Source organism: Beijerinckia mobilis (genome assembly GCF_000745425.1).
In the GTDB taxonomy this organism is placed as follows: domain Bacteria; phylum Pseudomonadota; class Alphaproteobacteria; order Rhizobiales; family Beijerinckiaceae; genus Beijerinckia; species Beijerinckia mobilis.
Genome location: NZ_JQJH01000002.1, coordinates 339118 through 362532, shown reverse-complemented (window position 1 = coordinate 362532; position 23415 = coordinate 339118). Strand labels below are relative to the sequence as shown.

The following is a 23415-nucleotide window of genomic DNA, read 5'->3' as shown; positions in this document are numbered from 1 at the left end:
AGGAGCTGGTTCCCTGCATGCCAAAAGCCTCTCAGCGAGACGGCAGTCTATGCATCCGGATCAGGAAGAGTAGACCGCCGTGAAGCGTGAAACGTCCCAGATCGGAAATTCACATTCGGAATGGGAAGGAAAACGTGCGCCATCAACCGAACCCGGCGCTCCTGGGTCGAATCGATGAAAGATATGTTACATTATAACAATTTGCCCGGACTTTCCTCGGCTCTGAAACGACCCTTCAGCCGTGAGCTGACCGGTTGCGGAGGGTTTGCACCGGGCTTTCACCAAAACGTTTGCGGTAGCTCGCCGCCATTGCGCCGAGATTGACATAGCCGCGGGCCATGGCAACGGAAGTGATAGTCTCGCCCCGGCCAGCCGTTTGCAGGGCCTTGTGCAAGCTGTCCAACCTCTGTGCTGTGAGAAAATCATGGGGCGTGATGCCACGGAACCGGCGGAACCCTTCCGAGAGGCTGCGGGCCGTTATGCCGAGCCGTGTGGCGATCTCGGCTATGGTCGGCGCCTCCGCCGCGCGTTCTATCATCAGCCTCTCGGCCTCCCGCACGTAATGCGGTGCCGCGGAACGGGCGCCGGTATCCAGGTCGAGACCGGCGCAATCCGCCCAATTGCGCAGAAGCTCGAGGCAGATGGTCTCTTCGATCCGCCGCTCGATCAGAGGGTCGGCTATGGAGTCATGACGCGCATCCACCGATCGCGTCGCATAGTCCAGCAAAGACAACCAGGCGGATTGGCCGCCGCCGAAGACCATCCTTTTCTTCCATAGATCGTCACCAGGAACAAAACCGTACCAGCGCGCGGCGGTCTCCTCCATCAATGCATGCGGGATGGTCAGATTCAACTGGAGGTCATGCCCATCCGCGATGTTCCAATACGCGGTACGGCTGCAATCGACGACATAGCTGTTGCCGGGCCGGGTATCGACAGTGTCTTTGCCGCCAAGCGGGTGCCGCACGCTGCCACGCAACGTGTTCACGACAATAATCTTCCCGGAACCGGGATCGAAATCATCCGCGCGTGTAGGTGTGCCGAAGCAGAAGCGGCTGAAGGTGATCCGACCGATCTTCAGCGTACGGATGGTGGCATTGGGATCAAGCCCTCGCGTCAGCGGCCGCGCCGAAAGCGGCATATAGGTCTGATGACAAAAATCGTTCACAACGGACCATTCGCGCGAGTCGTTGCGCTTATCGCGCAGCAGGGGATTGCCATTTCCATCCTGCACCAGTGCCGTTTCCAACATCGCCGGAACCTCCCAATCCCGTCAGATGGTCTGCCCGCCCACCGGGGCAAATTATTGCCCGGACAGCCACATGTCATTTTCACCATATTGAGGGAGTCTGTTTGCCACGGCAACATCAATGAAATCGGTTGCAATGGACCCAAAAGGCGATCACGACGAAAATGAGGGAGGAGCGAGGGTAAGGCGCGACGGCGCCGCTGTGAGAATGCGCGGATTCATGTCCAACGCCGGCGAGGCGGAACAGATGCGATTGGCTCGCATCTGCCCGGCGGGTTATTTACAATCTGAAGCGAAAGAGAGAGCCTTTTAGCCCAGGCGATTTCCGCTTTCCGGCAAAATGGCATTCCTGCAGCGCGGTGCGATCAGCCGGCCAACGGCCTCATTCGCCCTTGCGCTCTTTTTCCTTTTCCAGAATGGTGCCAATCGCTTCGATGATCTTCTTGTCCTGATGGGCCTTGCAATACACGATCACTTCGTGAACGCCTTCCTTGACCCGCGGAATATTGATGGAGGATTTCTTGGCGAGGCCGTTGTACCAGCCGCTGTACCAGACTCCCAGGAAGTTCGCATCTTCCTGAAATGTATGCGCGAGTTGAGCGCAGGTGAGCTCGTTCATGTTCACGTAACCGTTCTTATCGGCATAGGCCGAAAGCTCAGTCTGCGCGCGAGCCGGCGCAACAAAGGCCATCGCTACTGCAAACATCGTCACGAATTTGAGCATATTCCCCTCACTGGTTCCGGCAGGGCCAAACACTATCGAAATTGCTTTCTGGAATCGCTTTCAACGCGATATGTCATCGATATGACAGTTGGAATCCTTCGATAGATTCTATGACATCTCATCAAGAAGCATGTATTTTCAAAAGCTTCTGATCATTAACAATGTCAGCGAAATCGAAAAGACTCGAGCGCGGACCGTTTCTGTCAAACCGTTTTGAGAAGGCACTTTCTTGCCACGCTTTATTATCGTCCAATGAGCATATACAAACATCCTATCATGCTCATGGGCAGAAAAGATGATTCGGCGGCCGCTGTCTACCCGTCGAGAGACCATCTGATTTTCGGCCGAGGGCATTTTCCAACCACGACGGCCCGTTTCGCAATGCCATTGCTTTGAAAACACTTTCGTTTTTATAACGAGCGTTTCCGGATACATCCGAACCGGCACGAAGCCATGCGGTGTTTTTCAACCAAAGGAATGACACTTTTTGGCGAGTCTATATCGCTCATCATTAATGAGAGCGCAGGTGGCGGGCGATAAAGTCATGACGTCCAACAAGACAGGTTCAAGCGCTCCGGAAATATCCGAAAACGCTCCAACCAAAATAACCAGTGCATTTTCAGACAGATGAAATCGCAAAGCGATTCAACATCAATACAAAATGCTCTATTGCCCGTGTCCTTCCCGCCCCAACCATTGCACCACGCCCTCGCCAGCGCGCTTGCCGGTCGCGAAACAGGCCTGCAACAGATAACCACCAGTCGGCGCTTCCCAATCGAGCATCTCGCCTGCGACGAACAGGCCGGGCAATTTGCGCAGCATGAAAAACGCGTCCACTTCGTCGAAGGCGATCCCGCCAGCAGTCGAAATGGCATCTGCGATCGAGGCCATGCCGGTAAGCCGCAGAGGCAGATCCTTGATGCGCTCGGCGAGTTCGGCTGGCGCCAGCGTTGCGGACTTTTCTCCCATCTGCAACGAAGCCTCGTTGATGAGGCCGATGGCGGGCGGCGCAAGATGCAGGCTTTTGCGCAGAAAGGTCGAGAGCGATTGTTTCACCGCGCGGGCGGCGATACGCCGCTCGACTTCCTCCCGATCGAGATCCGGACATAAATCAAGACGCAGCCAGGCTTCGCCATTGGCGAGAAGATTTTCCCGCAAGAAACGGCCCAGCGCGTAAAGCCCTCCCCCCTCAAGCCCCTGATGGGTGACCGTCAACTCGCCCGGCGACGAATGAACCGCGCCCGAAAGATCACGGCAGGAGAGGCGCAGATTTTTGAGCGGCGCGCCCTCGCGGGAACGGAGAAAATGTTCCGACCAGGCAAGGGTGAACCCACTATTGGCCGGCAGGAGCGGCGCGACTTCAACGCCCCCCTGTTCCACAAGCGCTTTCCAGCTCCCGTCGGAGCCAAGCCTTGGCCAGCTGGCGCCACCGAGAGCCAGAACGACGGCGTCGGCCTCGATTCTTTGAATCCCGTCCGGTGTGTCGAAGACCAGCGCTTTGGTGCCGTCAAATCCGCGCCATTCATGCCGCAGGGCAAAGCGGACACCCTGCTCGCGCAGCCGCGCGAGCCAGGCGCGCAGCAAGGGGGAGGTCTTGAAACTTTTAGGAAAGATCCGGCCGCTCGATCCAACGAAAGTCTCTTCGCCCAGAGACTCGCACCATTGCCGCAATGCCTGAGGTGGAAAGGCGCGAAGCGCCGCATCGAGCCGCGGGGCGGCAGACCCGTAGCGGCTCAGAAATAGGTCGAAAGCCTCGCTATGGGTCAGGTTGAGGCCACCCCGGCCAGCGAGCAGGAATTTGCGCCCGACAGAAGCCATGCGCTCATAGATGGTCACCCTGGCGCTTACACCAAAGGCCTGCGCGATGATTTCGGCGGCGAAAAGTCCGGCCGGACCGCCGCCGACGACCGCAATTTCCTTCAGTGTTGCGTCGCGCGGCGTCAAGATCCCTCCGCCTCACCGATCTCCCGGGCGAGCGCCGCCTTCAGGGCGTCAAGACATTCGGCAACGGGATTACGCTGTGCGACCGGTTGCGGCACATCGGCTTCCGCGCGCTGCAAAAGATCGTCGAGATGGAGAATCCGGCCCTGCAACCGGATCGAATGATCGATGAGTTCGCACAGACGCAATGGCAGAAGGCCGAATGTTTCCTCATTGGTGGCGACGTCCTGCGGCGAGAGCTGGATCTTGTGCTTGTCGCTGCCGGCATCCTCGGCGCTCAATTCCCCTTCATTAACCGCGCGCTGCAACAACAACCAGGAAGCGAGTTGCAAAAGACGCGTCGTCAGCCGCATGCTTTCGACCGAATAGGCAAGGGCTCCGGCCCGGTTGAGCCGTTTGGAATCATCGCGCCCCTCGCCGTCGAGATAGGCCGCGGCATCGGCCACGAGATCCATGCCTTCCTGAAACAGACTTCTGAACTGCGCCGAACTCATAAGTTTGGCGCCGAAGTAAATCGGCTGCGCGGAGGTCTCGTGTAACAGCGCTTCCATGGGTACTCTCAAAGTCGAATGCATTGGTGCCGCAACAAAGTGAGGCCGTTGTAGAGCATCAATGAAAAAAAGCGACGGAGAATTTCAGTACAATTTTATTGAATTTCAATGCTCTAGAGCCTTTTCAAAGAAAGTGGCTCCACGGGCGACCCGTCATTCTCTTGCTATAGCATGTTCCAGAACGAGCGCATGATTCACCGTTGATCAAGGTTAACTGCCGATCAGGCCTCATTCCGCTCGGACAAAGTCCGTTCAAGAGACGAGTGCCCGATCCGGTCCGCATCTTTGCCCCCCACAACCTTTTCTTCTTCCACAGTAAATGCGTCCTGATGGGTCAGTAAGGCCGGGTGTCCAATCGCCGTGCGCATCATCTGCTTGCGCTGCGAATGGCGCATGATGGCGGCATTCAGTTCCGCGCCATAGATGAAGATGCAGGCGAGCATGTAGAAAAACACCAGAGCGATCATCACTGAAGCGAGACCGGCGTAGGTCGACACATAATTGCGGGCGAATTCGGCAAGATAGGAGCCAAACGCCATACCGCCGGCGATCCACAGGATGAAAGTGAAGACTATGCCGATCAGAATATCGCGCAGGCGCCGCCGCCCCGCTGGCAGAAATTTATGCATGACGATCAAGGCCAGAAGCAGGATCGCCGTCACGATCGAGAAGCGGGCAAGCGTCACGAATTGCTGCAACGGCGCTATGCGCGGGGCGATGCGCAGAACGATTTCCCAGATCAGCGGCGCGAGCACGATGAACAGCGCGAAGCTCAACAGGCAGAAGGCGCCGATGAAGACGTAGCCGATCGATTCAAGACGGAGAAGATACCAGCTTCGCATATCCTTGACGTCATAGGCCCGGTTTAGCGCAATGCGCAGGGCCTCGACTCCGCTCGAGGAAAAATAGATGGCGAGCACCACGCCGACCGTCAGAAGCCCGCCGCGCGCCTGCGTCAATACATTATGAATTTCGGCCGCAAGCGGACGCGCCACTTCCGCAGGCCAGGCGTTGAACAGAAAGGTGACCGCCTCCTCGGGCAAATCCCGCGTGCCGAGAAAAGCCGCCAGAGCAGTGACGAAAATCAGGAACGGAAACATCGAGGTCAGCGCCGACAAGGCGACATGGCTGGCAATCGCCCAGCCATCGTCCTCCACAAAGCGCAGGAAGGCATCGACGATCAGGTCGAGCAGCGGCAGCTTCCGCAGTCTGATGATTTCCTTTGCGAGGCGAAATCCCATGCTTCAAAGCCCCGCGGCAATGGACTGGAGCGCGCGGCACGCTCCGCTTCGTTTTCGGGGAAAGGCACGCGTTTCATCAATCATGAACGCGGTTGTGGACTGTTTCGTCGCCGCGTGTCCGGGTTTACCGGAAACGGTTTCCTTGTGCACTTGCAAAATGAGTGGGCCCTCAAGGGCAGGTCTCCGAGGAAAAATCCCTTGAGCAGGTCTGCCCATATATCTGCCCATATAGAGGTTGCCTTTCATTCAGAGCCGTCTCCGGCACATTCCACCGGGAAATCGGAACGGGAAAACAGCTTGGGAAAAATGGCGCGGCCGGGCTTTCACAAAGCTTTTGTTAAGGAGAAATCACTAAATTTCTCACTCTTCCCCCTTCCCTTTGCCAATTTCCGTCGGCCGAAGCCCGAGGTCTCTGGAACCCGTTTTGTGGCGGTACCGGCAAGGGGAGTGGAATGTGAATGCATGAAAGAATCCTGGGCGGCACTCAAGCAAGCCCCTCCCCAGCCGGACTATCCTCCTCCGCAACCCTCTTCACGGACGCCGATTCTTTTCTCCTGCTGATCGGCGGTGGCGCTCTTTTGCTGCTCGCTCTGGCCCTCATACTCTGGCATGGACGCCGCGATGCGCGGCAGTTTCAGCTTCGCCAGCAGCTCCTTGAAAAGAACCTTCTCGCGCTCAACCGGCAGAATGCGGAACTGACCGGACGGCTGCGCAGCATGGGCGAGATTCTCGGGTCCCGCCAGGCCGATCTCGCCCGCCTGGTTGCGGAAAGGCTCGACCGCGTCGGGGCACGGCTCGACGAGACGCTCGATCATTCGGCGCAGAAGACCGGCGTCTCCCTCACGCGTCTGAACGAAAGGCTTGCCGTCATCGACGCTGCACAGACGCGCCTCGCCGGGCTGACGCAGGAAGTCCTCGGCCTCAAAAATATTCTCGCCAACAAACAGGCGCGCGGCGCTTTTGGCCAGGGCCGGATGGAAGCCATCGTGCGCGACAATCTTCCCGCCCATGCCTATGCTTTTCAACCCACTCTCTCCAACCGCATGCGGCCGGATTGTCTGGTACGGCTCCCCGGCGACGAACGCGGTCTGGTGATCGATGCCAAATTTCCGCTCGAATCCTTCACCTTGCTTCGGCAGGCGGCCGATGACATGGCGCGCAAACAGGCGGCGTCGCGTGTACGCGCGGATGTCGGCAAACATGTCAACGATATTGCCGAGCGTTATTTTCTGCCGGGAGAAACACAGGATATCGCGCTGTTGTTCGTGCCGTCTGAATCCCTGCATGCCGATCTGCATGAATATTTCGAGGATCTCATCCAGAAGGCGCACCGCCAGCGCATCCTCATCGTCTCGCCGTCGCTTCTCGTCATGGCAATCCAGGTGACGCAAGCGATCGTCCGTGACGCCTGTATGCGCGAGCAGGCCCATATCATTCAGGATGAGGTGCGCCTGCTGATGGAGGATGTCGCGCAGCTGCGGCAGAAGGCAGCCAAATTATCGCAGCATTTCAGACTTGCGAGCGAGGATCTCGACCAGTTGCAGGCATCATCGGAAAAGATCAGTCGCCGCGGCACGCGGATCGAACAGATGGATTTTTCCGACGAACGCGAGGCGATACCGCAGACAGCTGGGGCGCCATCGGTCACGCCCAGCATGGCGGACCTGTTTCAGACCAGCGGCAAAGCGGCCGAATGAAGGTTCGCGACCGCAATCGCGAACCGCTACTTTACCGGAATCCTCAGCTCAACTGCCCGTGGCAATGTTTGTATTTCTTGCCTGAGCCGCAGGGACAGGGTTCGTTGCGGCCGACGCGCCCCCAGCTTTCCGGATCATCGCTCTTGCGCTCGCCGCCACCCGCGCCGCGTTCGAGCGTGGCGAGCCCCGGTTCCAGCCCCGGTTCTCCGGCAGCGACCAGAACATCGCGTCCGTTGAAGGCTTCCGCCCCCTGAAGCGGCAGGAAGCTGACTTCCGTCTGACCGGTTTCCGTCGGCCCCTCCATGGCAATCGAGGTGGCGAGCGGCGGCAAGGCGGGAATCGGATCGAAGGGCGCGGCCGCCGGCTCGTCGCCGGGAAAGACGGAGCCTTCCGATGGCGCGAAGGCCACCTCGACGCGGCTCAATTGCGCCGTGGTGGTCTCACGCAGCTGTGTGATGAGCTCATCGAACAGGTCGAAGGCTTCGGATTTATATTCATTCAGCGGATCACGCTGGGCAAGGCCGCGCCAGCCGATGACCTGGCGCAGGTGATCGAGCGTGACGAGATGCTCGCGCCACAGATGATCAAGCACCTGAAGCACCACCTGTTTCTCGATATAACGCATCAGATCCGGGCCATTGCGCCCGACCCGCTCGGCATAGGCCTGATCCGCCGCCTGCTGCAGCCGCTCATGCATCGCCTCGTCGCTGATGCCCTCCTCCTTGGCCCAGTCGGCGAGAGGCAATGCGAGATTGAGAGCGGTTTCGACACCCTGCGCAAGGCCATCAATATCCCATGCCTCGGGATAGGCGTCATGCTGGACATGTTTGGCGATCAGATCGTCGACGACGCCGGTGCGCATCTCATGAATGATCTCCTCGAGCGAATCCTGCCCCATCATCTCGCGGCGCTGCTCAAAGACGACCTTGCGCTGGTCGTTCATGACATTGTCATATTTCAGAATGTTCTTGCGCATCTCGAAATTGCGCGCCTCGACCTTCTGCTGCGCCTTTTCGAGAGCCTTGTTGATCCAGGGATGGACGATCGCCTCATCTTCCTTCAGGCCGAGCTTCAAAAGCATGGATTCCATGCGATCGGATCCGAAGATCCGCATCAGATCGTCCTTAAGCGATAGGAAGAATTTGGAACGGCCAGGATCGCCCTGGCGGCCGGAGCGGCCACGAAGCTGGTTGTCGATGCGGCGGCTCTCGTGCCGCTCGGTGCCGATGATGTAGAGGCCGCCGGCGGTGATCGCCTGTTCCTTGAAACGCTCGACTTCCGCGCGGATCTCCGCTTCCTTCGCCTCACGCTCGGGCCCTTCCGGCAAGGCGCCGCATTCCTGCTCGACCCGCATCTCGACATTGCCGCCGAGTTTGATGTCGGTGCCGCGTCCAGCCATATTGGTGGCGATGGTGATCGCACCGGGTACGCCGGCCTCGGCGACAATATAGGCTTCCTGCTCGTGGAAACGGGCGTTCAGCACGGCGAAGAGCTTTGAAGGCTTGCCGGACCGCGCCGCGGCATAGAGTTTCTGCAGCGCCTTGGGTTCGGAAAAATCGATCTGCTTGTAGCCCTGCTTGAGCATGAAATCGGCGAGCTGTTCCGATTTTTCGATCGAAGTCGTGCCGACTAGCATCGGCTGGAGTGTCTCGCTCGCAGCCGCAATCTCGCGGGTGATCGCCCGCAGCTTTTCCTCGTTGGTGCGGTAGACTTCGTCATCCTCGTCATGACGCCGCACCGGCTTGTTGGTCGGGATCGAGACCACATCAAGCTTGTAGATTTCGGCGAATTCATCAGCCTCGGTTGCCGCCGTTCCTGTCATGCCGGCGAGCTTCTTGTAGAGGCGGAAATAGTTCTGGAAGGTGATCGAGGCGAGCGTCACATTTTCCGGCTGCACCTGCACATGTTCCTTGGCCTCAAGCGCCTGGTGCAGGCCTTCCGAATAGCGCCGTCCCGGCATCATGCGACCGGTGAATTCATCGATGATCACCACCTCGCCGTTGCGCACGATGTAATCCTTGTCACGCTGGAACAATTTGTGCGCGCGCAACGCCTGATTGACATGGTGGACGAGAGTGACATTGGCGGCATCATAAAGGGAGCCGTCCTTGAGAACGCCCGCCTCGCCGAGCAGCGCCTCGATATGTTCGTTACCGGCCTCGGTCAGATGGGTCGTCCGCTGCTTTTCATCGACCTCATAATCCTCGGCGATCAAATGGGGAAGAAAAGTATCGACGAGATTGTAGAGATCGGATTTATCGTCCGAGGGTCCGGAAATGATCAAAGGCGTGCGCGCTTCGTCGACGAGGATCGAATCGACTTCATCAACGATAGCGAAGGAATGGCCGCGCTGGACCATATGGCCCAGCTCATATTTCATATTGTCGCGCAGATAATCGAAACCGAATTCATTATTGGTGCCGTAGGTGATATCGGCGGCATATGCGGCGCGGCGCTCCGCATCATCGAGTCCATGGACGATGATGCCGGTCGACAGCCCGAGGAAATGATAAAGCTGCCCCATCCATTCAGCGTCGCGGCGGGCGAGATAATCATTGACGGTGACGACATGCACGCCCTGGCCGCTGAGCGCATTGAGATAAGTGGCGAGCGTCGCAACGAGCGTCTTGCCCTCGCCGGTACGCATTTCGGCAATGCCACCTTCATGCAGCACCATGCCGCCGATGAGCTGTACGTCGAAATGCCGCTGGCCGAACACACGCCGTCCGGCCTCGCGCACGGTCGCGAAAGCCGGGATCAGGAGATCATCAAGGCTTTTGCCAGCAGCCAATTCCTCACGGAATTGCACGGTTCGCGCAGCGAGCTCGTCATCGGAGAGTTTCTGTATCTCCGGTTCGAGCGCATTGATCGCTGCAACCTTGGGGCGATATCCCTTCAAACGGCGATCGTTCGCCGTGCCGAAAATCTTTTTCGCGAGGGTAGCCCACATTATGAAGAAACCTTTCAGATGAATGCGACTTCGATAAACGCGGCAAGGATGCGGAGAAACGCGCCCCAACCGTGCCGGAACCGCATGCCGGACGCCTGATGCCGGACACCGGAGGACCGGCCAAGAGGCTTTGGCCGATCAGGTTGCGAAACCGATGGCCGGGTTTCCAATGCCCTGCCCCGGCGCATCCTGAATAGAATGCCCGCTATCCCCAGAGCGTGACAACTGGAAGAATGCCGAAAACAGCGCCCGCCCAGCCGATTTCCCGGAAACCCTCCGCAACCCCAGGCAGTCCCTTCGCCAATCCCTCAGCAATCCCTCGGTGCGGCCCTGGCGCATGCGCCCTCTTTCCTTCGTCGGGGAAAGGCTTCCGCGAGAGATAAGATTGGGATAGTGCCTTGTCAAATCCGCGCGAGCATGCACCTTGGCGACTGGGAATTGGAGAAGCGCCGCTTCCCGGGGCGAAAGCACAGGGTCCGATCCCTTCCAGGGGACCTTTCTTGGACGTTTTTCACGTTTCTCCTTATTTCTGACCGGAGCGGAGTCGAAATTCCTTGCATCCGCCCTGTTCCCCATGAAGAGCAGACAGGTCCTCTTCTGCTTTCTCAAACCGATTCGGCGTGAAGGACCGCGCCGAGTGACGTTTTCTCCGCCGGAGCCCATGAATGCCGATGACGAATTCTTCTCGCCCCGCCATGCTGGGGTTCGCCTCGTCCCGCAGCACCGCGACCCGCGGCAGCTCCCTGCCGCTCTCTTTGGCCCTTTCTCTGGCCCTGGGTCTCGGTCTGGGATTCGGCTCGCCGCTCACGGCACTCACCGCCACGGCCGCCACGGCCAAGGTCCTCGCCAAGGTCAACGGCAAGGATATCACCGACGAGGATCTCAAATTCGCCACGGAAGATCTGGGGTCGAGCCTGCCGCCGCAACTGCAGGGCAAGCAGCGCGAAAATTATCTGCTTGATTATCTGATCGATGCCGAACTCGTCGCACAGAAGGCGCAGGCCGACAAGCTCGACAAGACCCAGGATTTCGCCGCCCGCCTCGCCTATTTCCGCGAAAAGCTCCTGATGGAGGTTCTCCTCACGCAGATCGCGAAAAGCGCGGTGACCGACGAAGCGCTGAAGGCTGCCTATGACGAGGCGGCCAAGGCGCAGAAGCCGGAGCAGGAAGTCCATGCCCGCCACATTCTCGTCGCTACCGACGACGATGCCAAGGCCGTCATCAAAAGGCTGAAGGCCGGCGAGGATTTCGCCAAAGTGGCGAAGGAAGTCTCGAAGGATCCGAGCTCCGATGGCGGCGATCTCGGCTGGTTCACCAAGGACCGCATGGTGCCGGAATTCGCCGATGCCGCCTTCAAGCTGGAAAAGGGACAGCTCTCCGAGCCGGTCAAGAGCCAGTTCGGCTGGCACGTCATCGAGGTCATCGACAAGCGCGAGAAAGTGTTCCCGCCCTATGACCAGGTGAAGGATCAGGTCGCCCGCTTCGTCATCCAGAAAGCGCAGGGCGAACTCGTCGCGCAATTGCGCAAGAATGCCAAGATCGAAAAGATGGAGAGCGATGAGGCTGCCCCCGCCGGAGAACCGGCCAAGGCGCCCGCCAAATCCGCACCCGCCGCCAAGCCGGCCGGAAAGAAATAAGCAGCGAGGACACCTTCCCGCTGCTCGGATGGGGAGGAAGCGCGTAGCCCTCGCGCTTCCTTCCATTCTTTCCATTCTTCGCTGGCTCCGCCTGCCTTCAAGCTTCCGGCGCAAGCATGGCTTCGGGGCGCACGAGCGCGTCGAAATCCTCCGACGTCACATAGCCAAGGCGCACGGCTTCCTCGCGCAAGGTGGTACCGTTCTTATGCGCGGTCTTGGCGATGGTCGCCGCTTTGTCATAGCCGATCTTGGGGCTCAGCGCCGTCACCAGCATGAGCGAATTATTCAAAAGCTCCTTGATGCGCGCTTCATTCGCCGCCAGATCGTCGATGCAATAATGCTGGAAGCTCTGCATCGCATCGGCAAGCAGCCGGATGCTTTCCAGACAGGCGAAGGCAATCACCGGCTTGAACACATTGAGCTCGAACTGCCCCTGTGAACCGGCGACAGTGACCGTCGTCTGATTGCCGAACACACGTGCCGCCACCATGGTCAGTGCCTCGACCTGCGTCGGATTGACCTTGCCGGGCATGATCGAGGAACCTGGTTCGTTTTCCGGCAAATGCAATTCGCCGAGCCCGGAACGCGGGCCACTGCCTGCAAGCCGGATGTCGTTGCCGATCTTGAACAGGCTCGCCGCCAGAGTGTTCAGCGCCCCGTGCATGAAGACGAGCGCATCATGCGTGGCAAGCGCCTCGAATTTATTGGGTGCGGTGACGAAAGGCTGACCTGTCAGCGTGGCGATCTCCCACGCGAAAGCCTCCGAAAAACCCTTCCTGCTGTTCAGCCCTGTACCGACAGCAGTGCCACCCTGCGCCAGACGGTAGAGGCCCGGCAAGGTTGCCTCGATCCGGTCCCGGTCATAATCGAGGGCCGCCGCATAACCGGAAAACTCCTGGCCCAGCGAAACCGGCGTCGCATCCTGGAGATGGGTGCGGCCGATCTTGATGATGCCGGAAAAAGCCTGGGACCGCCGGTCCAAAGCATCGCGCAACGCACTGAGCGCCGGCAGGAGCTTCTGCTTCAGGGCGAGCACAACCGCGATATGCATGGCGGTCGGAAAGGCATCGTTCGAGGATTGGCTCAGATTGACATGATCATTCGGGTGAACCGGCTGTTTCGATCCCGGAGCCTCGCCAAGCAACACATTGGCGCGATTGGCGATCACCTCATTGACATTCATATTGCTCTGCGTCCCCGAGCCGGTCTGATAGACGAGCAAAGGGAAATGATCATCCCACTGGCCAGCCTCGATTTCCTGGGCAGCGGCGATGATCGGTGTTGCAAGCCATTCCGGCAGCAGACCCTGCTGCTGGTTGACACTCGCGGCGGCGCGTTTAACGAGCGCCAGGGCATGGACCAATTCCAGCGGCATTTTCGTGTCGCCGATCCGGAAATGGATCAAAGACCGTTCCGTCTGAGCACCCCAATACCGGTTGGCCGGGACCTCGATCGGCCCGAAGGAATCCGTTTCGGTGCGTGTCTCTTCCTGCATCCATCCCTCCCGCACCCTTCCCGACTGTCCACACATCGCCTCAACAGATGCGACGGTCGCATACCGTCCGGCCAGAGAGGGTCACGCACTCAACCGGAACCGGCCGCGACAATTTTCGCTCTCTGAAAATGTATCGGATCCTCTCGAAAGAGACCCTCTCCGTTTGGTTTGACGGTGCCGCTTCACCGGATGTCGCGCCCTGCCCGATGGAGCGAGGGGATCCGCGTCAATCATTGCCGGCGCGAGAATAATGCTGCCCCATGAGGCTGGGATCAGTGCCCTGCCAATCGCCTTCGGAGCCGAATTCGGCGGCGGAGGAAATCGAAAGGAGATCAGCGAGCCGGCCACGGGCCCGGTTCACCCGGCTTTTCATCGTGCCGACGGCACAGCCACAGATGCTCGCCGCCTCCTCATAAGACAGGCCGGAAGCACCGATGAGGATCAAAGCCTCACGCTGATCATGCGGCAATTGCTGCAGGGCTTCACGAAAATCGAGCAGATCCATATGCCCGTTCTGCGCCGGCGCCGAAGCCAGTTTGGCGGCAATGGCGCCATCCGAATCGGCCACCTCGCGGCGCCTTTTTCGATATTCGGAATAATAGATGTTGCGCAGGATGGTGAAGAGCCAGGCGCGCAGATTGGTGCCCTCGACGAAGGAGTCGAGATTACTCCAGGCCTTGACCAGCGTCTCCTGGACAAGGTCGTCGGCACGGTCGAGATTGCCGCATAAGGAGACGGCGAAAGCGCGCAGATTGGGAATGACAGCGATAAGATCGGCCGTCATCTGACGGCTGGCTGCGGGCGGACTCGCGGCGGATGGATTGGCGGCCAAGGGATCCGCAGGATGCGGGGCCGTGGCGGCCGGCACTTCGGAAGCGAGGCCGTCGTCGGGATCGTTCGGATCGGTCACGAGCCCTCCTTCCCCGGTTTGCCCGGCGAAAGCGTCTTGTCTTCCAGTTCCTTCAACAGATCGAGGAACCGATCGGGCACCGGCTGCGCCACAATATCATCATAGACCATCCGCAGGCTTTTCCCGATCTCATCCGTCAGCGTCCGGTTCGGCGGCCTGCGAAGCGGCAAATCCCGATAATCGGAACCAGCGGATTCGGATCCGGCAGCATCCGATGCGGCCGGCTCGGACCCGCCTCGCGAAGCCCCGCTGCCCCGCCGCAGCGGAACCAGCTTGGCACCTTCGTCAATGCCTTCCGTTTCCTCTTCATTCTCCGGCTCGATCGAGGACATGCCTAAATTTCTGGACTGATTCACGTGCTTACCCTAGATATTGCCAGAAGCGCTTCTTCGTCACACAATGAAAATGCCTTCGATGTCAGGGCGAAGATCACGGCGGGAGAGACGCCAGAAATCTGCCATATATCAAACGCATCGAGAGACCCGGCTAACAGCTCCGGACAGGATGAACACGGGATGGAGCGAATGAAACGTCCGTCGGGTCCGAGTTGACACTGGCACCTCGCTGCGTCTTGCAATCGCCATTTCATGATCATCCCCCGTCTTAGCGAGCGCGAGGTTTCCCTGCCCCAAGACGGCGCAATCATTCTGTAACAGCGCTGCCGTTAAACGTCATGTCGCCCTCAAAGTTCCATGGACAGGAACCTTTTTGCCCGTATCGCATTGAGCAGCCAAGCTGTATTCTTCAGCGCGGGCGGGCGGCGGCCTCCATCCCGCCCGACGTGGACGCATCGATCGATTGCGGATCGGACCCATTGGGTCGGCTGTCGGAGGTCAGGGGTAGTTTCATGTCGATATCGCAAGCCGTTTCCACCTATATTCCCTATTTGCGCCGATTTTCACGCGCTCTGAGCGGGAATCAGGCCGGAGGCGACGCATACGTTCTGGCGACGCTGGAGACGATCGTCGCGGATCCCTCGCTTTTGAACGTGAACATGCAAAGCGGCGAGCCCGCCGCCCCCCATGACCTACGCGCCGCCCTCTATCGCGTATTCCTGAAAGTCTGGAGTTCGATGCCGGTCAATGATCACGTCGATCCGGTCGATCTCACCAGCGACGAATATGGCGCAAGGCGCAATCTCGACGCGATCACCTTGCGCCCGCGCATCGCCTTCCTTCTGAGTGCGCTCGAAGGTTTCGAAACCGAGGAAGTCGGCCGCACGCTCGAATGTTCCAGCTCGGAGGCCGCACGGCTCATTGACGCGGCAAGCAAGGAAATTACCCAGCAGATTCGCACCAATGTGCTGATCATCGAAGACGAGCCTTTCATCGCACTCGATATCCAGACCCTCGTCGAGGATCTCGGACATCGCGTCATCGGCGTCGCGCGGACGCATCGCGAAGCCGTCGAACTCGTGGCACGCGAACGTCCGGGTCTCATTCTCGCCGACATTCAGCTCGCTGATGGAAGCTCAGGGCTCGAAGCCGTCAATCAGATCCTCTCCTCCTTCTCGGTGCCGGTCATATTCATCACCGCCTATCCGGAACGGTTCCTGACCGGTACGCCGCCGGAACCGGCCTTCCTCATCACCAAGCCATTCAGCATCGAAAGCCTGAAAGCGGTCATAAGCCAAGCGCTGTTCTTCGATCGCCGGTCGCATACGAAGGACAAACCGCGGGAGAGCCTGACGCTCGGCTAGACAGCGCGATATGAGCATCCATGTGAGCACCGCTTGTGAGCATCACTCGCGAGCGTGGCTCCCCAGGGGATGCTTTATCAGCAGAAGAATTTTCCCCGAGAACGCCCGGAGAATGATCGTGTATAGACCGCGCTGGGATAGCCAAATCTTCCCGGCGACCTTGAATCGCTATTCGCAAATTACGGCTGATTGTCAGGCTTTCGCAAAAAGAAGCGGCCAGCAAAAAAGCCGGCAATCATCCCCGCAGCGATCAGCGTGTATCCGTGCAATTGCTTGGCGATGGATGCGCCAGCAAGGACAGCCAGCCTCTCCCGTTCCAGCCCTGAATCCTGCAGGAAACTCAGCAAAGGCACGACGAGTTCGTCGATCTCCGCGGCTGTACGGGCCGCTTGTTCCCGCTCGGCCTCGGTTTTTTCCTGCGCTCGTTCCTCGGCCTCAGCGGCGGCAAGGCGCTCACGCAGGCTGACGGGTTCGACAGGCGCCGGTTTGCGCAAAGCCAGGACCAGAGCGAGGACCGCGCAAAGCAGATAGGCACCTCCGACGCAAAGCGCCGCCAGCGGCTGGCCGATCAAGCTCGCGATCCAGCCGAACAGCGCGATCGTGAGGAAAATCAGGGAAAGTAGCAAAAATAGCGCTGCAAACAGAAGCAGCGCTATTTTTTTGGCGAGCGTCACGCCGAATTCAATGAGGGGTGCGGCCGCGTCGCGCGCGAGCCGCTGGAAGTAAGGCATCATGAACGTGGACGGCTGATCAATCCGACGAGAAGGCCCGCAAGAGCCGCGACAAGAACCGCTACTACGGGATTGCGTTCGATCGTCGCTTCGAGATCAGAACTGAGGCTGCTGACCTGTTCCTGAGCCTGGCTGGCGGAAGACGAGAATTTCGCCTTGGCGTCATGCGCGGATTCGGTGAATTTATGGCGCGCATGATCGACGGCGCTAAAGACCGTGTCGCTCGTCGCCGAGGCCTGTGCCCGCACCAGCTCAGCCACAGAGGAACTGAGTTTGGCGATATCGTTGCGCAGAACCATGAGATCGGCGGAAAGGTCCTGCGAGGCTTCTTCGAGGGGCTTTGGCATAAGCATCTCCTATGGTTGATATCATTAAATATAGGTAGCGGCCACGCTTGCCGGGAGAGGATGAGACCAGAACAAAACAAGCCATAACATCAAATCAGCAGGGGAAACGCCTCATGCCCTTTACAGACGGCTCCCATCATTGACGGCGCTTGGAGCCGGATCCCGATTGTCAATCTCGAACAGCCCACGAAAGGCATCAGGCGGGTACTTGCGGACGAAACCGCGAGGCTCCAGACAAAATTGCCTATCTTCCATCATTTCGTTTTGATTCAAAATTTGAATCAAAGCGGAAACACACTCCGGCGTCGTACCGAAAAGCAGGTTCCCCTTCGGATAGGCAGCCGAGCAACAGAGACCGCAATCAAATTCCGCCTCGCGTCAGCAAGACGATGATCAGCACGATAAGCACGATTCCCAATATACCGGAGGGACCATAGCCCCAACCCCGACTATAGGGCCAGCTCGGAATTGCGCCGATCAGCAATAAAATGAGGATGATCAACAAAAGTGTGCTTAGCGACATAGAGGCTCCTCCGCATGCCGCGACTGGATGCGTCTATTCCGGCCCAGCCGCCCGCGACAGGCTCATAATCTTTGCTATTCTGTATATCCAACGCCCGGTTCCGCTCATCGGTTCCGTCAGAGAAGCGCTCAATCGCCCCCGCCTTATACCATGACTGCCTGATCCCAATCTGTTGGGATCAAGAAGGATCCGGCGGAGAACCGGCACGGAGGGACGAATCCCAATGAATCAAGTCTCGGCGAGAGATTTACAAGAAGAATTGGCATACCATCCCTCCGAAGGAATAAGGCAGCATGTTATTGTAATCATTTATATTTAATGACTTAAAAGAACTGAGCCGGGAATTCCTGCGGAATCCGAATATATTAGATCCGGGGTCGGGAACATTGTCGTCCAGACAGAAGCGAGTGATCGCAACGCCCCGCGCGTTTCTTGCGGCAGAAAGCGCTATTGAAACCCTCTGGCGCGACGTCCCTGTACCTCCCACTAATCGCTGATCTCGCAATTTACATAACGACTTCCGCCGCATTTTCCACAAACAACAAGGCACAAGCCCCTTTTCGGCATCATCTTATGACGGAGAATTGTATACAGAAAACAGCTACATCCCTCCTTGTTGACAAGGCAATTACGCTCACCGCCGCCTGATTGGGTGCAATTTTCCATATTTTGACAACGAAGCGAAAAACCCTCGCGTTTATGATCACCAACACACATCTCAGACAGAGAATCGCAATCCACCGACGATCCAGGGAGAGGGGGCGCGGAGGATGAGGCGGGCTCATTTTCTTACCAACAAGATTCCTTGTCGTTTACGACCTTTTGAAAATGCAATCAATTTTCTTGGCGGGATCCTTCGGATGTATCCGAAAACACTTTAGAACCTGATTTGCTCAGACGGATGCAGGAACAATGCATTATCCTTTTATGAAGTGATCAGAACCTTCGGGCGAACGAATTCATTTTCCGACCCGACACCGTGGCGGCAAGGGTACAGGCAACAAGGGTACAGGCGGCAAGGGCGCGGGGGCGGGCATGAACAGAGGGATGAGCATTGTCGAAGCTATGCGCTTCGACATTTTCTGGAGCACCTTTCTCATCGTGGTTCTCTGCGGGACTGTTGTTGCCTTTCTCGTCGGTGCCTTGCTGAGCGCCATCGACCCCACCCCCGACGCGAAGCCACGCAGGAATCGCGCAGGAGCCAAAAGACAAGAATTTGCGCACGCCGCCGGCAACCCGACTTCCTGGCAGGAAACGAAGCAGCCGCGCGGGTCGAGATTCCAACCGGCCGGGAGTGTGGATGCGGGCTCGCAGCACCAACCGCCCCATGTCCGGCAAGGGTTCGCCGACCGACTCGCAAGCGAGGGAACCGACTGGCCGGGTCTCTCCGGCAACGCCCTCACATGCGCTGATTTTGACCTTGCCGATGACGTCGTGGCCGATAATCCGTTGACCAATGTGCAGGATACGCTTGTAGCCGATGACGACGATGAAATCGGGGTCTCAGGCTGCGATTCCTTCGGCCTCGCTCTTCTCGTCGAAGGCATCGCGGAATCCTTTGCGGCGCAGGCCCATAACAAGGGAATCGAGATCGCATTATCCATCGGACTTGATATCCCGGATACGATTATCGCAGATGCCGAACGTCTGCGCCTCGTCCTGACCGAACTCGTCGGTGATGCCATCGCCTGCACCACAAACGGGGGTGTCGGCATCAAAGTGTCACGCCCATCCGCCGATACGCTCCATTTTTCCGTCACCGATACACGCGACGATACTCAATCTGTCTTTTCGGAAGGCATCATGCAATTCCTTCAGGACGATTCATCAGACACACAGGATGATGACGAAAGACGTTCCGGCCAAAATTTTGTAGGCGCCCTTGTGAAGCGCATGGGCGGAACACTGACACTCGAAACACCGCAGGGCAAAGGTGTCATCTTTTCCTTCACCCTGCCCCTGCGCGTCGGCGGCGAGGACGTGACTGAAAGCCCATTCATACGGTCGCAGCGGTTGGCGGGACATTCTATCCTCGTCGTAACCGCAGCCGCCTTCACCGGCACATTTCTCTGTGAATGTCTGGAGGAAGCCGGTGCAGTGACGCGCCATGCCACGACCGAAAACGAGGCCGACGCCTTCCTCTCCCATAAGGATTTACGTTTCCGGCCGGACGGCCTCATCGTCGATATGGATTTCGGAGCCGCGGTGGCCAGATCGCTCATCACATTGGCGCACGACGCTCAGGTGCAACGCACCCTGTTGATGTTCTCATCCCGTGAGCGCCAAATCTGGCGTGGCGGCCTGGTCGAAGGGTTCGATGGCTGGCTGATAAAACCGGTGCGTAACAAATCCCTTTTCCGCTGCCTTGATTACGATCGCGCCGAGCGGGATGAGAGCGCGGCGCGGACAATCAGCCATACACGTGTACTGCTCGCCGAGGATAATGACATCAGCGCCTTTCTGACGGTCCGTTACCTTGAATCCCTTGGACTAGAAACCGTCCGTGCGCGCGACGGATTGACGGCATTCGATCATTTCCTGCGGTCGCTCAACCACCAACAGGTGCCTTTCGCCGCCGCATTCATCGACATGCACCTGCCGGATCTCGATGCCAGCGAGAGCATACGTCACATGCGCCAGGCGGAACAGGCAGCCCAGTGCACGGAGCCCTGTTTCCTCGTCGCCATGGGGACCGAGGAAATGAAGGCCGCCGCAATGGAAGCGGGATTCGACCGTTTCGCCGTGAAGCCTTTGCTGTTTCAACAGGTGCAGGATATTCTGCGGCCCCTTCTACCCCATGATGCCACTGTCGACGATACAGTCATCACCACGCTTGCGGGAGCGCAGATTGCTAACCCCGAACGACAGCTAGCCACGCCGCCCGCCCTGCACATGGGGAATGAAAGACGAACGGGCACTCTTCAATGAGATGCATTGGAAGTAAGAGGCATTGAACGACGCGAAAACCTCCCTATCCTAAAAGGGCGCGCATTCAAGAGACGGATCAGCCATGCCCTCCAAGCTCGACCAGTTGAAGACCATGACGACGATCGTCGCCGATACCGGGGATATGGAAGCGATTCGGGCTTTCGAACCGGTCGACAGCACCACCAATCCGACGCTGATTCTCAAGGCCGCGCAAATGCCGGCCTATAAGCCGCTCGTCGAGGAGGCGATCCTGTGGGGGATCAGCCATAATCATCCGGCAAGCGCGATCACCGACCGGCTGGCGGTCAATTTCGGCGAGGAACTGACCAAGATCGTGCCCGGACGGGTTTCGACCGAGGTCGATGCCGATCTCTCTTTCGATGTCGATGGAACTGTCGCCAAGGCGCGGGCGATCATTGCCGATTATGAGCGGCGCGGAATTGCACGCGGGCGCATCCTGATCAAGATCGCCGCGACTTGGGAGGGAATCAGGGCCGCCGAAATCCTGCAGCGCGAGGGAATCGACTGCAACATGACCTTGATCTTTTCCCTGGTCCAGGCAGTGGCCTGCGCCGAGGCCAAGGCCTTTCTGATCTCGCCCTTTGTCGGCCGCATCCTCGACTGGTACAGCAAGAAAGAAGGCAAGACCTATACGTCGGAAACCGATCCCGGCGTCCTCTCTGTCCGGGCGATCTATGCCTATTATAAAGCCTATGGGATCGACACGATCATCATGGGCGCATCGTTCCGCAATATCGGAGAAATCGAGGCACTCGCCGGCTGCGACCGCCTTACCATTTCACCCACCCTGCTCGAGGAATTGTCGAAGGATCAGGGCGTGCTGGAGCGCAAGCTCGATCCGCGCACTGCAGCCGCCAGGGCGCCCGCCGCCTTTTCGCTTGACGAAAAGACCTTCCGCTATCTCTTGAACGAAGATGCCATGGCGACGGAAAAGCTCTCCGAAGGCATCAGGAGCTTCAGCCAGGATTTGCAGGCGTTGCGGGCCCTCGTGTCGAAACGGCTTGCCGAAGCCGCCTGATCCCCGCCTTTGGCGGGAGCTCGGTGCCTACCTGCCCCTTCTACACACCATTGATGCGTCTTTTTAACGCAAAAGGTCCCTGCCAGGCTGGGACCTTTCCTGTGCAAGGATTTTCGAGGCCCGTGCTTTTCAGTAGATCTAAGGGCTGGAACGCCCGGCGCTTGTATCGGTCAACTGCACTGTCCAGTTCTTCGCGTCCTTCCCGGTATCAACCTCGAAAAATCCGGTCCGGTCGAAGCCCCGCACGAAACAATCCTGCCGGCCGTTGATGCGAAATTCGCGGTCGCGCGTGCACATGAAGGCTTTACCCTTCCATTCTCCGCCGCGCTCATCCATGGCATAGACATAATAGAATTCAGCGGCGAGCGGTCCGCGCACCAGTGTTTCACAGCCCGATGGCTTGAGATTCCACCAGCCCTCACTCACCCAATTCTCACCATCCGTATAGGCAAGAGCAATACTCACCCGGCTTTCGGTATTGTTGCAGAGACGGAAATCAGCCGAGGCCGGCGTGCTGGCAAGCATCAGCCCGCTTGCGAGAAACGGCGCGGCAAGAAGGGCGGGAAAAGCGGAAAGAACGGAGAGGCGTTTCATCGTCGAAAGCAGCTTCCTGTCGGTTCAGGCCATGGTAAAACGAGCGAAATGCGCATCCGCTTCCAAAAAAGATCTGAAGCGGAATTTCACAACGTAAAATCACAGTTGGATCAAGGGAATCCCGTGCGGGGCCGTGCAGCAGAAGGACTTTCTCTCTGGATGCGGCGGGCTCGTGCCAATGCTTTCCGTGTTCGACAAAGTCTCAACTTTTCTAAAACGGAATTACCCCTTCCGGCTTGATTCGATCGAACGGGAATAGAACGAACCATGACTCAGGATGCGCAAATCAGCCTCGCTCGGGAACCATCCGTCGAACGGATCGAGGGCCGTCACGATTCCGGCCTTCTGTTTTTATGCGATCACGCCTCGAATCATGTACCCGCCCATTATGCCGGCCTCGGCCTCACCGAGGAGGATCTCTCCCGGCATATAGCCTATGATATTGGCGCGGCAATGGTCACACGCACCCTGGCGCGGATTTTTTCGGCACCAGCCCTCCTCACTTGCGTCTCCCGCCTCGTCATAGACGTCAATCGCGGCAGCGATGATCCAACCCTGGTGATGCGCCTCTCCGATGGCCGCATCATTCCGGGCAATGCCCGTGTTGACGCCGCAGAGATCGAATGCCGGCTGCGCGCTTATTGGCAACCCTATCGCCTGGCCATCCGTACCGAGACCGATGTCATGCTGGCGCAGGGGCCAGTGCCTATTCTCGTCGCGATCCATAGTTTCACGCCCTGCTGGAAGAATGTGCCCCGGCCCTGGGAGGTCGGCGTTCTCTGGGACAATGATCCGCGCTTCGCGAAACCGCTCATCGAGAAACTGGCGGAGGCCGGATTTTGCGTTGGGGATAATGAGCCCTATGACGGCGCCCTGCGTGGCGACACCTTGAACATGGAAGCAACGCGCCGCGGCCTGCCGGGTGTGCTGGTCGAGATTCGTCAGGATTGCATCGCGACGCCGGAGATGGCAGCCGCCTTCGCTGAAAGGCTGGCCGGCGTCCTGCGTCCGCTCACCGCCAATCCCGCGCAGCATACGATTGATTTCTTTCCGAGCCGGACCGGCTCACTCGGCGACGCACTCGAACACGACGGTATGATCCACATCGATCATGTGTGAGATGCGAAATCGGCAGCGCTTTCAACTTTGATCTTACGCG

General features: G+C 58.5%; 19 protein-coding genes. 6 read left to right on the top strand and 13 right to left on the bottom strand.

Translation table 11 applies throughout. From position 1 onward, the window contains the following. Window positions 1–235: 235 nt before the first annotated feature. The 5 genes from DL88_RS03835 to DL88_RS03815 form a co-directional block, all read right to left on the bottom strand. The gene (locus DL88_RS03835; RefSeq protein ID WP_034991819.1) at window positions 236–1252 is read right to left on the bottom strand and encodes an AraC family transcriptional regulator; all 1017 of its coding nucleotides are present in this window, start codon (window positions 1250–1252) and stop codon (window positions 236–238) included. Between the two features lie 379 nt (window positions 1253–1631). Further along, the gene (locus tag DL88_RS03830) at window positions 1632–1973 is read right to left on the bottom strand and encodes an HdeA/HdeB family chaperone (RefSeq protein ID WP_034991815.1); all 342 of its coding nucleotides are present in this window, start codon (window positions 1971–1973) and stop codon (window positions 1632–1634) included. A gap of 666 nt (window positions 1974–2639) precedes the next feature. Further along, window positions 2640–3917: a BaiN/RdsA family NAD(P)/FAD-dependent oxidoreductase gene (locus DL88_RS03825; protein ID WP_245270606.1), complete on the bottom strand. Its 1278-nt coding sequence runs from the start codon at window positions 3915–3917 to the stop codon at window positions 2640–2642. Then, the gene (gene rcdA, locus DL88_RS03820; protein WP_034991812.1) at window positions 3914–4465 is read right to left on the bottom strand and encodes a protease adaptor protein RcdA; all 552 of its coding nucleotides are present in this window, start codon (window positions 4463–4465) and stop codon (window positions 3914–3916) included. Before rcdA ends, DL88_RS03825 begins: the two co-directional genes overlap by 4 nt. A gap of 221 nt (window positions 4466–4686) precedes the next feature. Then, window positions 4687–5706 carry a YihY/virulence factor BrkB family protein gene (locus tag DL88_RS03815; RefSeq protein WP_084704885.1) on the bottom strand — a complete coding sequence of 340 codons (1020 nt, stop codon included), beginning with the start codon at window positions 5704–5706 and terminating at the stop codon, window positions 4687–4689. A gap of 458 nt (window positions 5707–6164) precedes the next feature. Here DL88_RS03815 and DL88_RS03805 point away from each other — a divergent pair, with 458 nt between their 5' ends. Beyond that, complete coding sequence (locus DL88_RS03805; RefSeq protein WP_084704883.1) at window positions 6165–7403, top strand: DNA recombination protein RmuC; 1239 nt, start codon at window positions 6165–6167, stop codon at window positions 7401–7403. Window positions 7404–7446: 43 nt separating this feature from the next. Here the strand turns inward: DL88_RS03805 and secA are convergent, their stop codons facing one another. After that, window positions 7447–10353, bottom strand: coding sequence for a preprotein translocase subunit SecA (gene secA, locus DL88_RS03800; RefSeq protein ID WP_034991805.1), 2907 nt, complete (start codon window positions 10351–10353; stop codon window positions 7447–7449). A 665-nt stretch (window positions 10354–11018) separates the two neighbouring features. On the opposite strand from secA, the gene DL88_RS03790 reads away from it, so the two are divergent. Continuing rightward, complete coding sequence (locus tag DL88_RS03790; RefSeq protein WP_084704881.1) at window positions 11019–11990, top strand: peptidylprolyl isomerase; 972 nt, start codon at window positions 11019–11021, stop codon at window positions 11988–11990. 97 nt (window positions 11991–12087) lie between these two features. On the opposite strand, the gene fumC is transcribed toward DL88_RS03790, so the two are convergent. From fumC to DL88_RS03775, 3 genes are all read right to left on the bottom strand, one after another. Further along, on the bottom strand, window positions 12088–13485 hold the full coding sequence (gene fumC, locus DL88_RS03785) for a class II fumarate hydratase (RefSeq protein ID WP_034991797.1): 1398 nt from the start codon (window positions 13483–13485) through the stop codon (window positions 12088–12090). 226 nt (window positions 13486–13711) lie between these two features. Beyond that, complete coding sequence (locus DL88_RS03780; RefSeq protein ID WP_034992320.1) at window positions 13712–14269, bottom strand: sigma-70 family RNA polymerase sigma factor; 558 nt, start codon at window positions 14267–14269, stop codon at window positions 13712–13714. Between the two features lie 122 nt (window positions 14270–14391). Further along, window positions 14392–14727 carry a NepR family anti-sigma factor gene (locus DL88_RS03775; RefSeq protein ID WP_034991794.1) on the bottom strand — a complete coding sequence of 112 codons (336 nt, stop codon included), beginning with the start codon at window positions 14725–14727 and terminating at the stop codon, window positions 14392–14394. A gap of 515 nt (window positions 14728–15242) precedes the next feature. On the opposite strand from DL88_RS03775, the gene DL88_RS03770 reads away from it, so the two are divergent. Beyond that, window positions 15243–16094 carry a response regulator gene (locus DL88_RS03770; protein WP_034991791.1) on the top strand — a complete coding sequence of 284 codons (852 nt, stop codon included), beginning with the start codon at window positions 15243–15245 and terminating at the stop codon, window positions 16092–16094. Window positions 16095–16273: 179 nt separating this feature from the next. Here DL88_RS03770 and DL88_RS03765 read toward each other — a convergent pair whose 3' ends face one another. The 3 genes from DL88_RS03765 to DL88_RS19740 form a co-directional block, all read right to left on the bottom strand. Further along, window positions 16274–16828 carry a hypothetical protein gene (locus DL88_RS03765; protein ID WP_034991787.1) on the bottom strand — a complete coding sequence of 185 codons (555 nt, stop codon included), beginning with the start codon at window positions 16826–16828 and terminating at the stop codon, window positions 16274–16276. Next, a complete protein-coding gene (locus tag DL88_RS03760) occupies window positions 16825–17172 on the bottom strand; it encodes a hypothetical protein (protein WP_245270603.1) in 348 nt (115 codons plus the stop codon). The genes DL88_RS03765 and DL88_RS03760 overlap by 4 nt, the downstream gene beginning before the upstream one ends. 361 nt (window positions 17173–17533) lie before the next feature. Then, window positions 17534–17695: a DUF3309 family protein gene (locus DL88_RS19740; protein ID WP_034991783.1), complete on the bottom strand. Its 162-nt coding sequence runs from the start codon at window positions 17693–17695 to the stop codon at window positions 17534–17536. 1047 nt (window positions 17696–18742) lie between these two features. Here DL88_RS19740 and DL88_RS03750 point away from each other — a divergent pair. Both DL88_RS03750 and tal read left to right on the top strand, forming a co-directional pair. After that, window positions 18743–20623 (top strand): response regulator, encoded by a 1881-nt coding sequence (locus tag DL88_RS03750; RefSeq protein ID WP_034991780.1) that lies wholly within the window; start codon window positions 18743–18745, stop codon window positions 20621–20623. Between the two features lie 82 nt (window positions 20624–20705). Then, window positions 20706–21662: a transaldolase gene (gene tal, locus DL88_RS03745; protein WP_034991777.1), complete on the top strand. Its 957-nt coding sequence runs from the start codon at window positions 20706–20708 to the stop codon at window positions 21660–21662. A gap of 138 nt (window positions 21663–21800) precedes the next feature. Here the strand turns inward: tal and DL88_RS03740 are convergent, their stop codons facing one another. Beyond that, window positions 21801–22187 (bottom strand): DUF1036 domain-containing protein, encoded by a 387-nt coding sequence (locus DL88_RS03740; protein ID WP_084704915.1) that lies wholly within the window; start codon window positions 22185–22187, stop codon window positions 21801–21803. A 336-nt stretch (window positions 22188–22523) separates the two neighbouring features. Between DL88_RS03740 and DL88_RS03735 the strand changes: the two genes are divergently transcribed. Further along, complete coding sequence (locus tag DL88_RS03735; protein ID WP_051955550.1) at window positions 22524–23375, top strand: N-formylglutamate amidohydrolase; 852 nt, start codon at window positions 22524–22526, stop codon at window positions 23373–23375. Window positions 23376–23415 lie beyond the last annotated feature (40 nt).

Bases quoted from the DNA above. Each gene is read 5' to 3' on its own strand.
- DL88_RS03835 (WP_034991819.1), bottom strand. From the start codon at position 1,252: ATGTTGGAAACGGCACTGGTGCAGGATGGAAATGGCAATCCCCTGCTG.
- DL88_RS03830 (WP_034991815.1), bottom strand. From the start codon at position 1,973: ATGCTCAAATTCGTGACGATGTTTGCAGTAGCGATGGCCTTTGTTGCG.
- rcdA (WP_034991812.1), bottom strand. From the start codon at position 4,465: ATGGAAGCGCTGTTACACGAGACCTCCGCGCAGCCGATTTACTTCGGC.
- DL88_RS03815 (WP_084704885.1), bottom strand. From the start codon at position 5,706: ATGGGATTTCGCCTCGCAAAGGAAATCATCAGACTGCGGAAGCTGCCG.
- DL88_RS03805 (WP_084704883.1), top strand. From the start codon at position 6,165: ATGCATGAAAGAATCCTGGGCGGCACTCAAGCAAGCCCCTCCCCAGCC.
- secA (WP_034991805.1), bottom strand. From the start codon at position 10,353: ATGTGGGCTACCCTCGCGAAAAAGATTTTCGGCACGGCGAACGATCGC.
- DL88_RS03790 (WP_084704881.1), top strand. From the start codon at position 11,019: ATGCCGATGACGAATTCTTCTCGCCCCGCCATGCTGGGGTTCGCCTCG.
- fumC (WP_034991797.1), bottom strand. From the start codon at position 13,485: ATGCAGGAAGAGACACGCACCGAAACGGATTCCTTCGGGCCGATCGAG.
- DL88_RS03780 (WP_034992320.1), bottom strand. From the start codon at position 14,269: ATGACGGCCGATCTTATCGCTGTCATTCCCAATCTGCGCGCTTTCGCC.
- DL88_RS03775 (WP_034991794.1), bottom strand. From the start codon at position 14,727: ATGTCCTCGATCGAGCCGGAGAATGAAGAGGAAACGGAAGGCATTGAC.
- DL88_RS03770 (WP_034991791.1), top strand. From the start codon at position 15,243: ATGTCGATATCGCAAGCCGTTTCCACCTATATTCCCTATTTGCGCCGA.
- DL88_RS03765 (WP_034991787.1), bottom strand. From the start codon at position 16,828: ATGATGCCTTACTTCCAGCGGCTCGCGCGCGACGCGGCCGCACCCCTC.
- DL88_RS03760 (WP_245270603.1), bottom strand. From the start codon at position 17,172: ATGCCAAAGCCCCTCGAAGAAGCCTCGCAGGACCTTTCCGCCGATCTC.
- DL88_RS19740 (WP_034991783.1), bottom strand. From the start codon at position 17,695: ATGTCGCTAAGCACACTTTTGTTGATCATCCTCATTTTATTGCTGATC.
- DL88_RS03750 (WP_034991780.1), top strand. From the start codon at position 18,743: ATGAGCATTGTCGAAGCTATGCGCTTCGACATTTTCTGGAGCACCTTT.
- tal (WP_034991777.1), top strand. From the start codon at position 20,706: ATGCCCTCCAAGCTCGACCAGTTGAAGACCATGACGACGATCGTCGCC.
- DL88_RS03740 (WP_084704915.1), bottom strand. From the start codon at position 22,187: ATGCTTGCCAGCACGCCGGCCTCGGCTGATTTCCGTCTCTGCAACAAT.
- DL88_RS03735 (WP_051955550.1), top strand. From the start codon at position 22,524: ATGACTCAGGATGCGCAAATCAGCCTCGCTCGGGAACCATCCGTCGAA.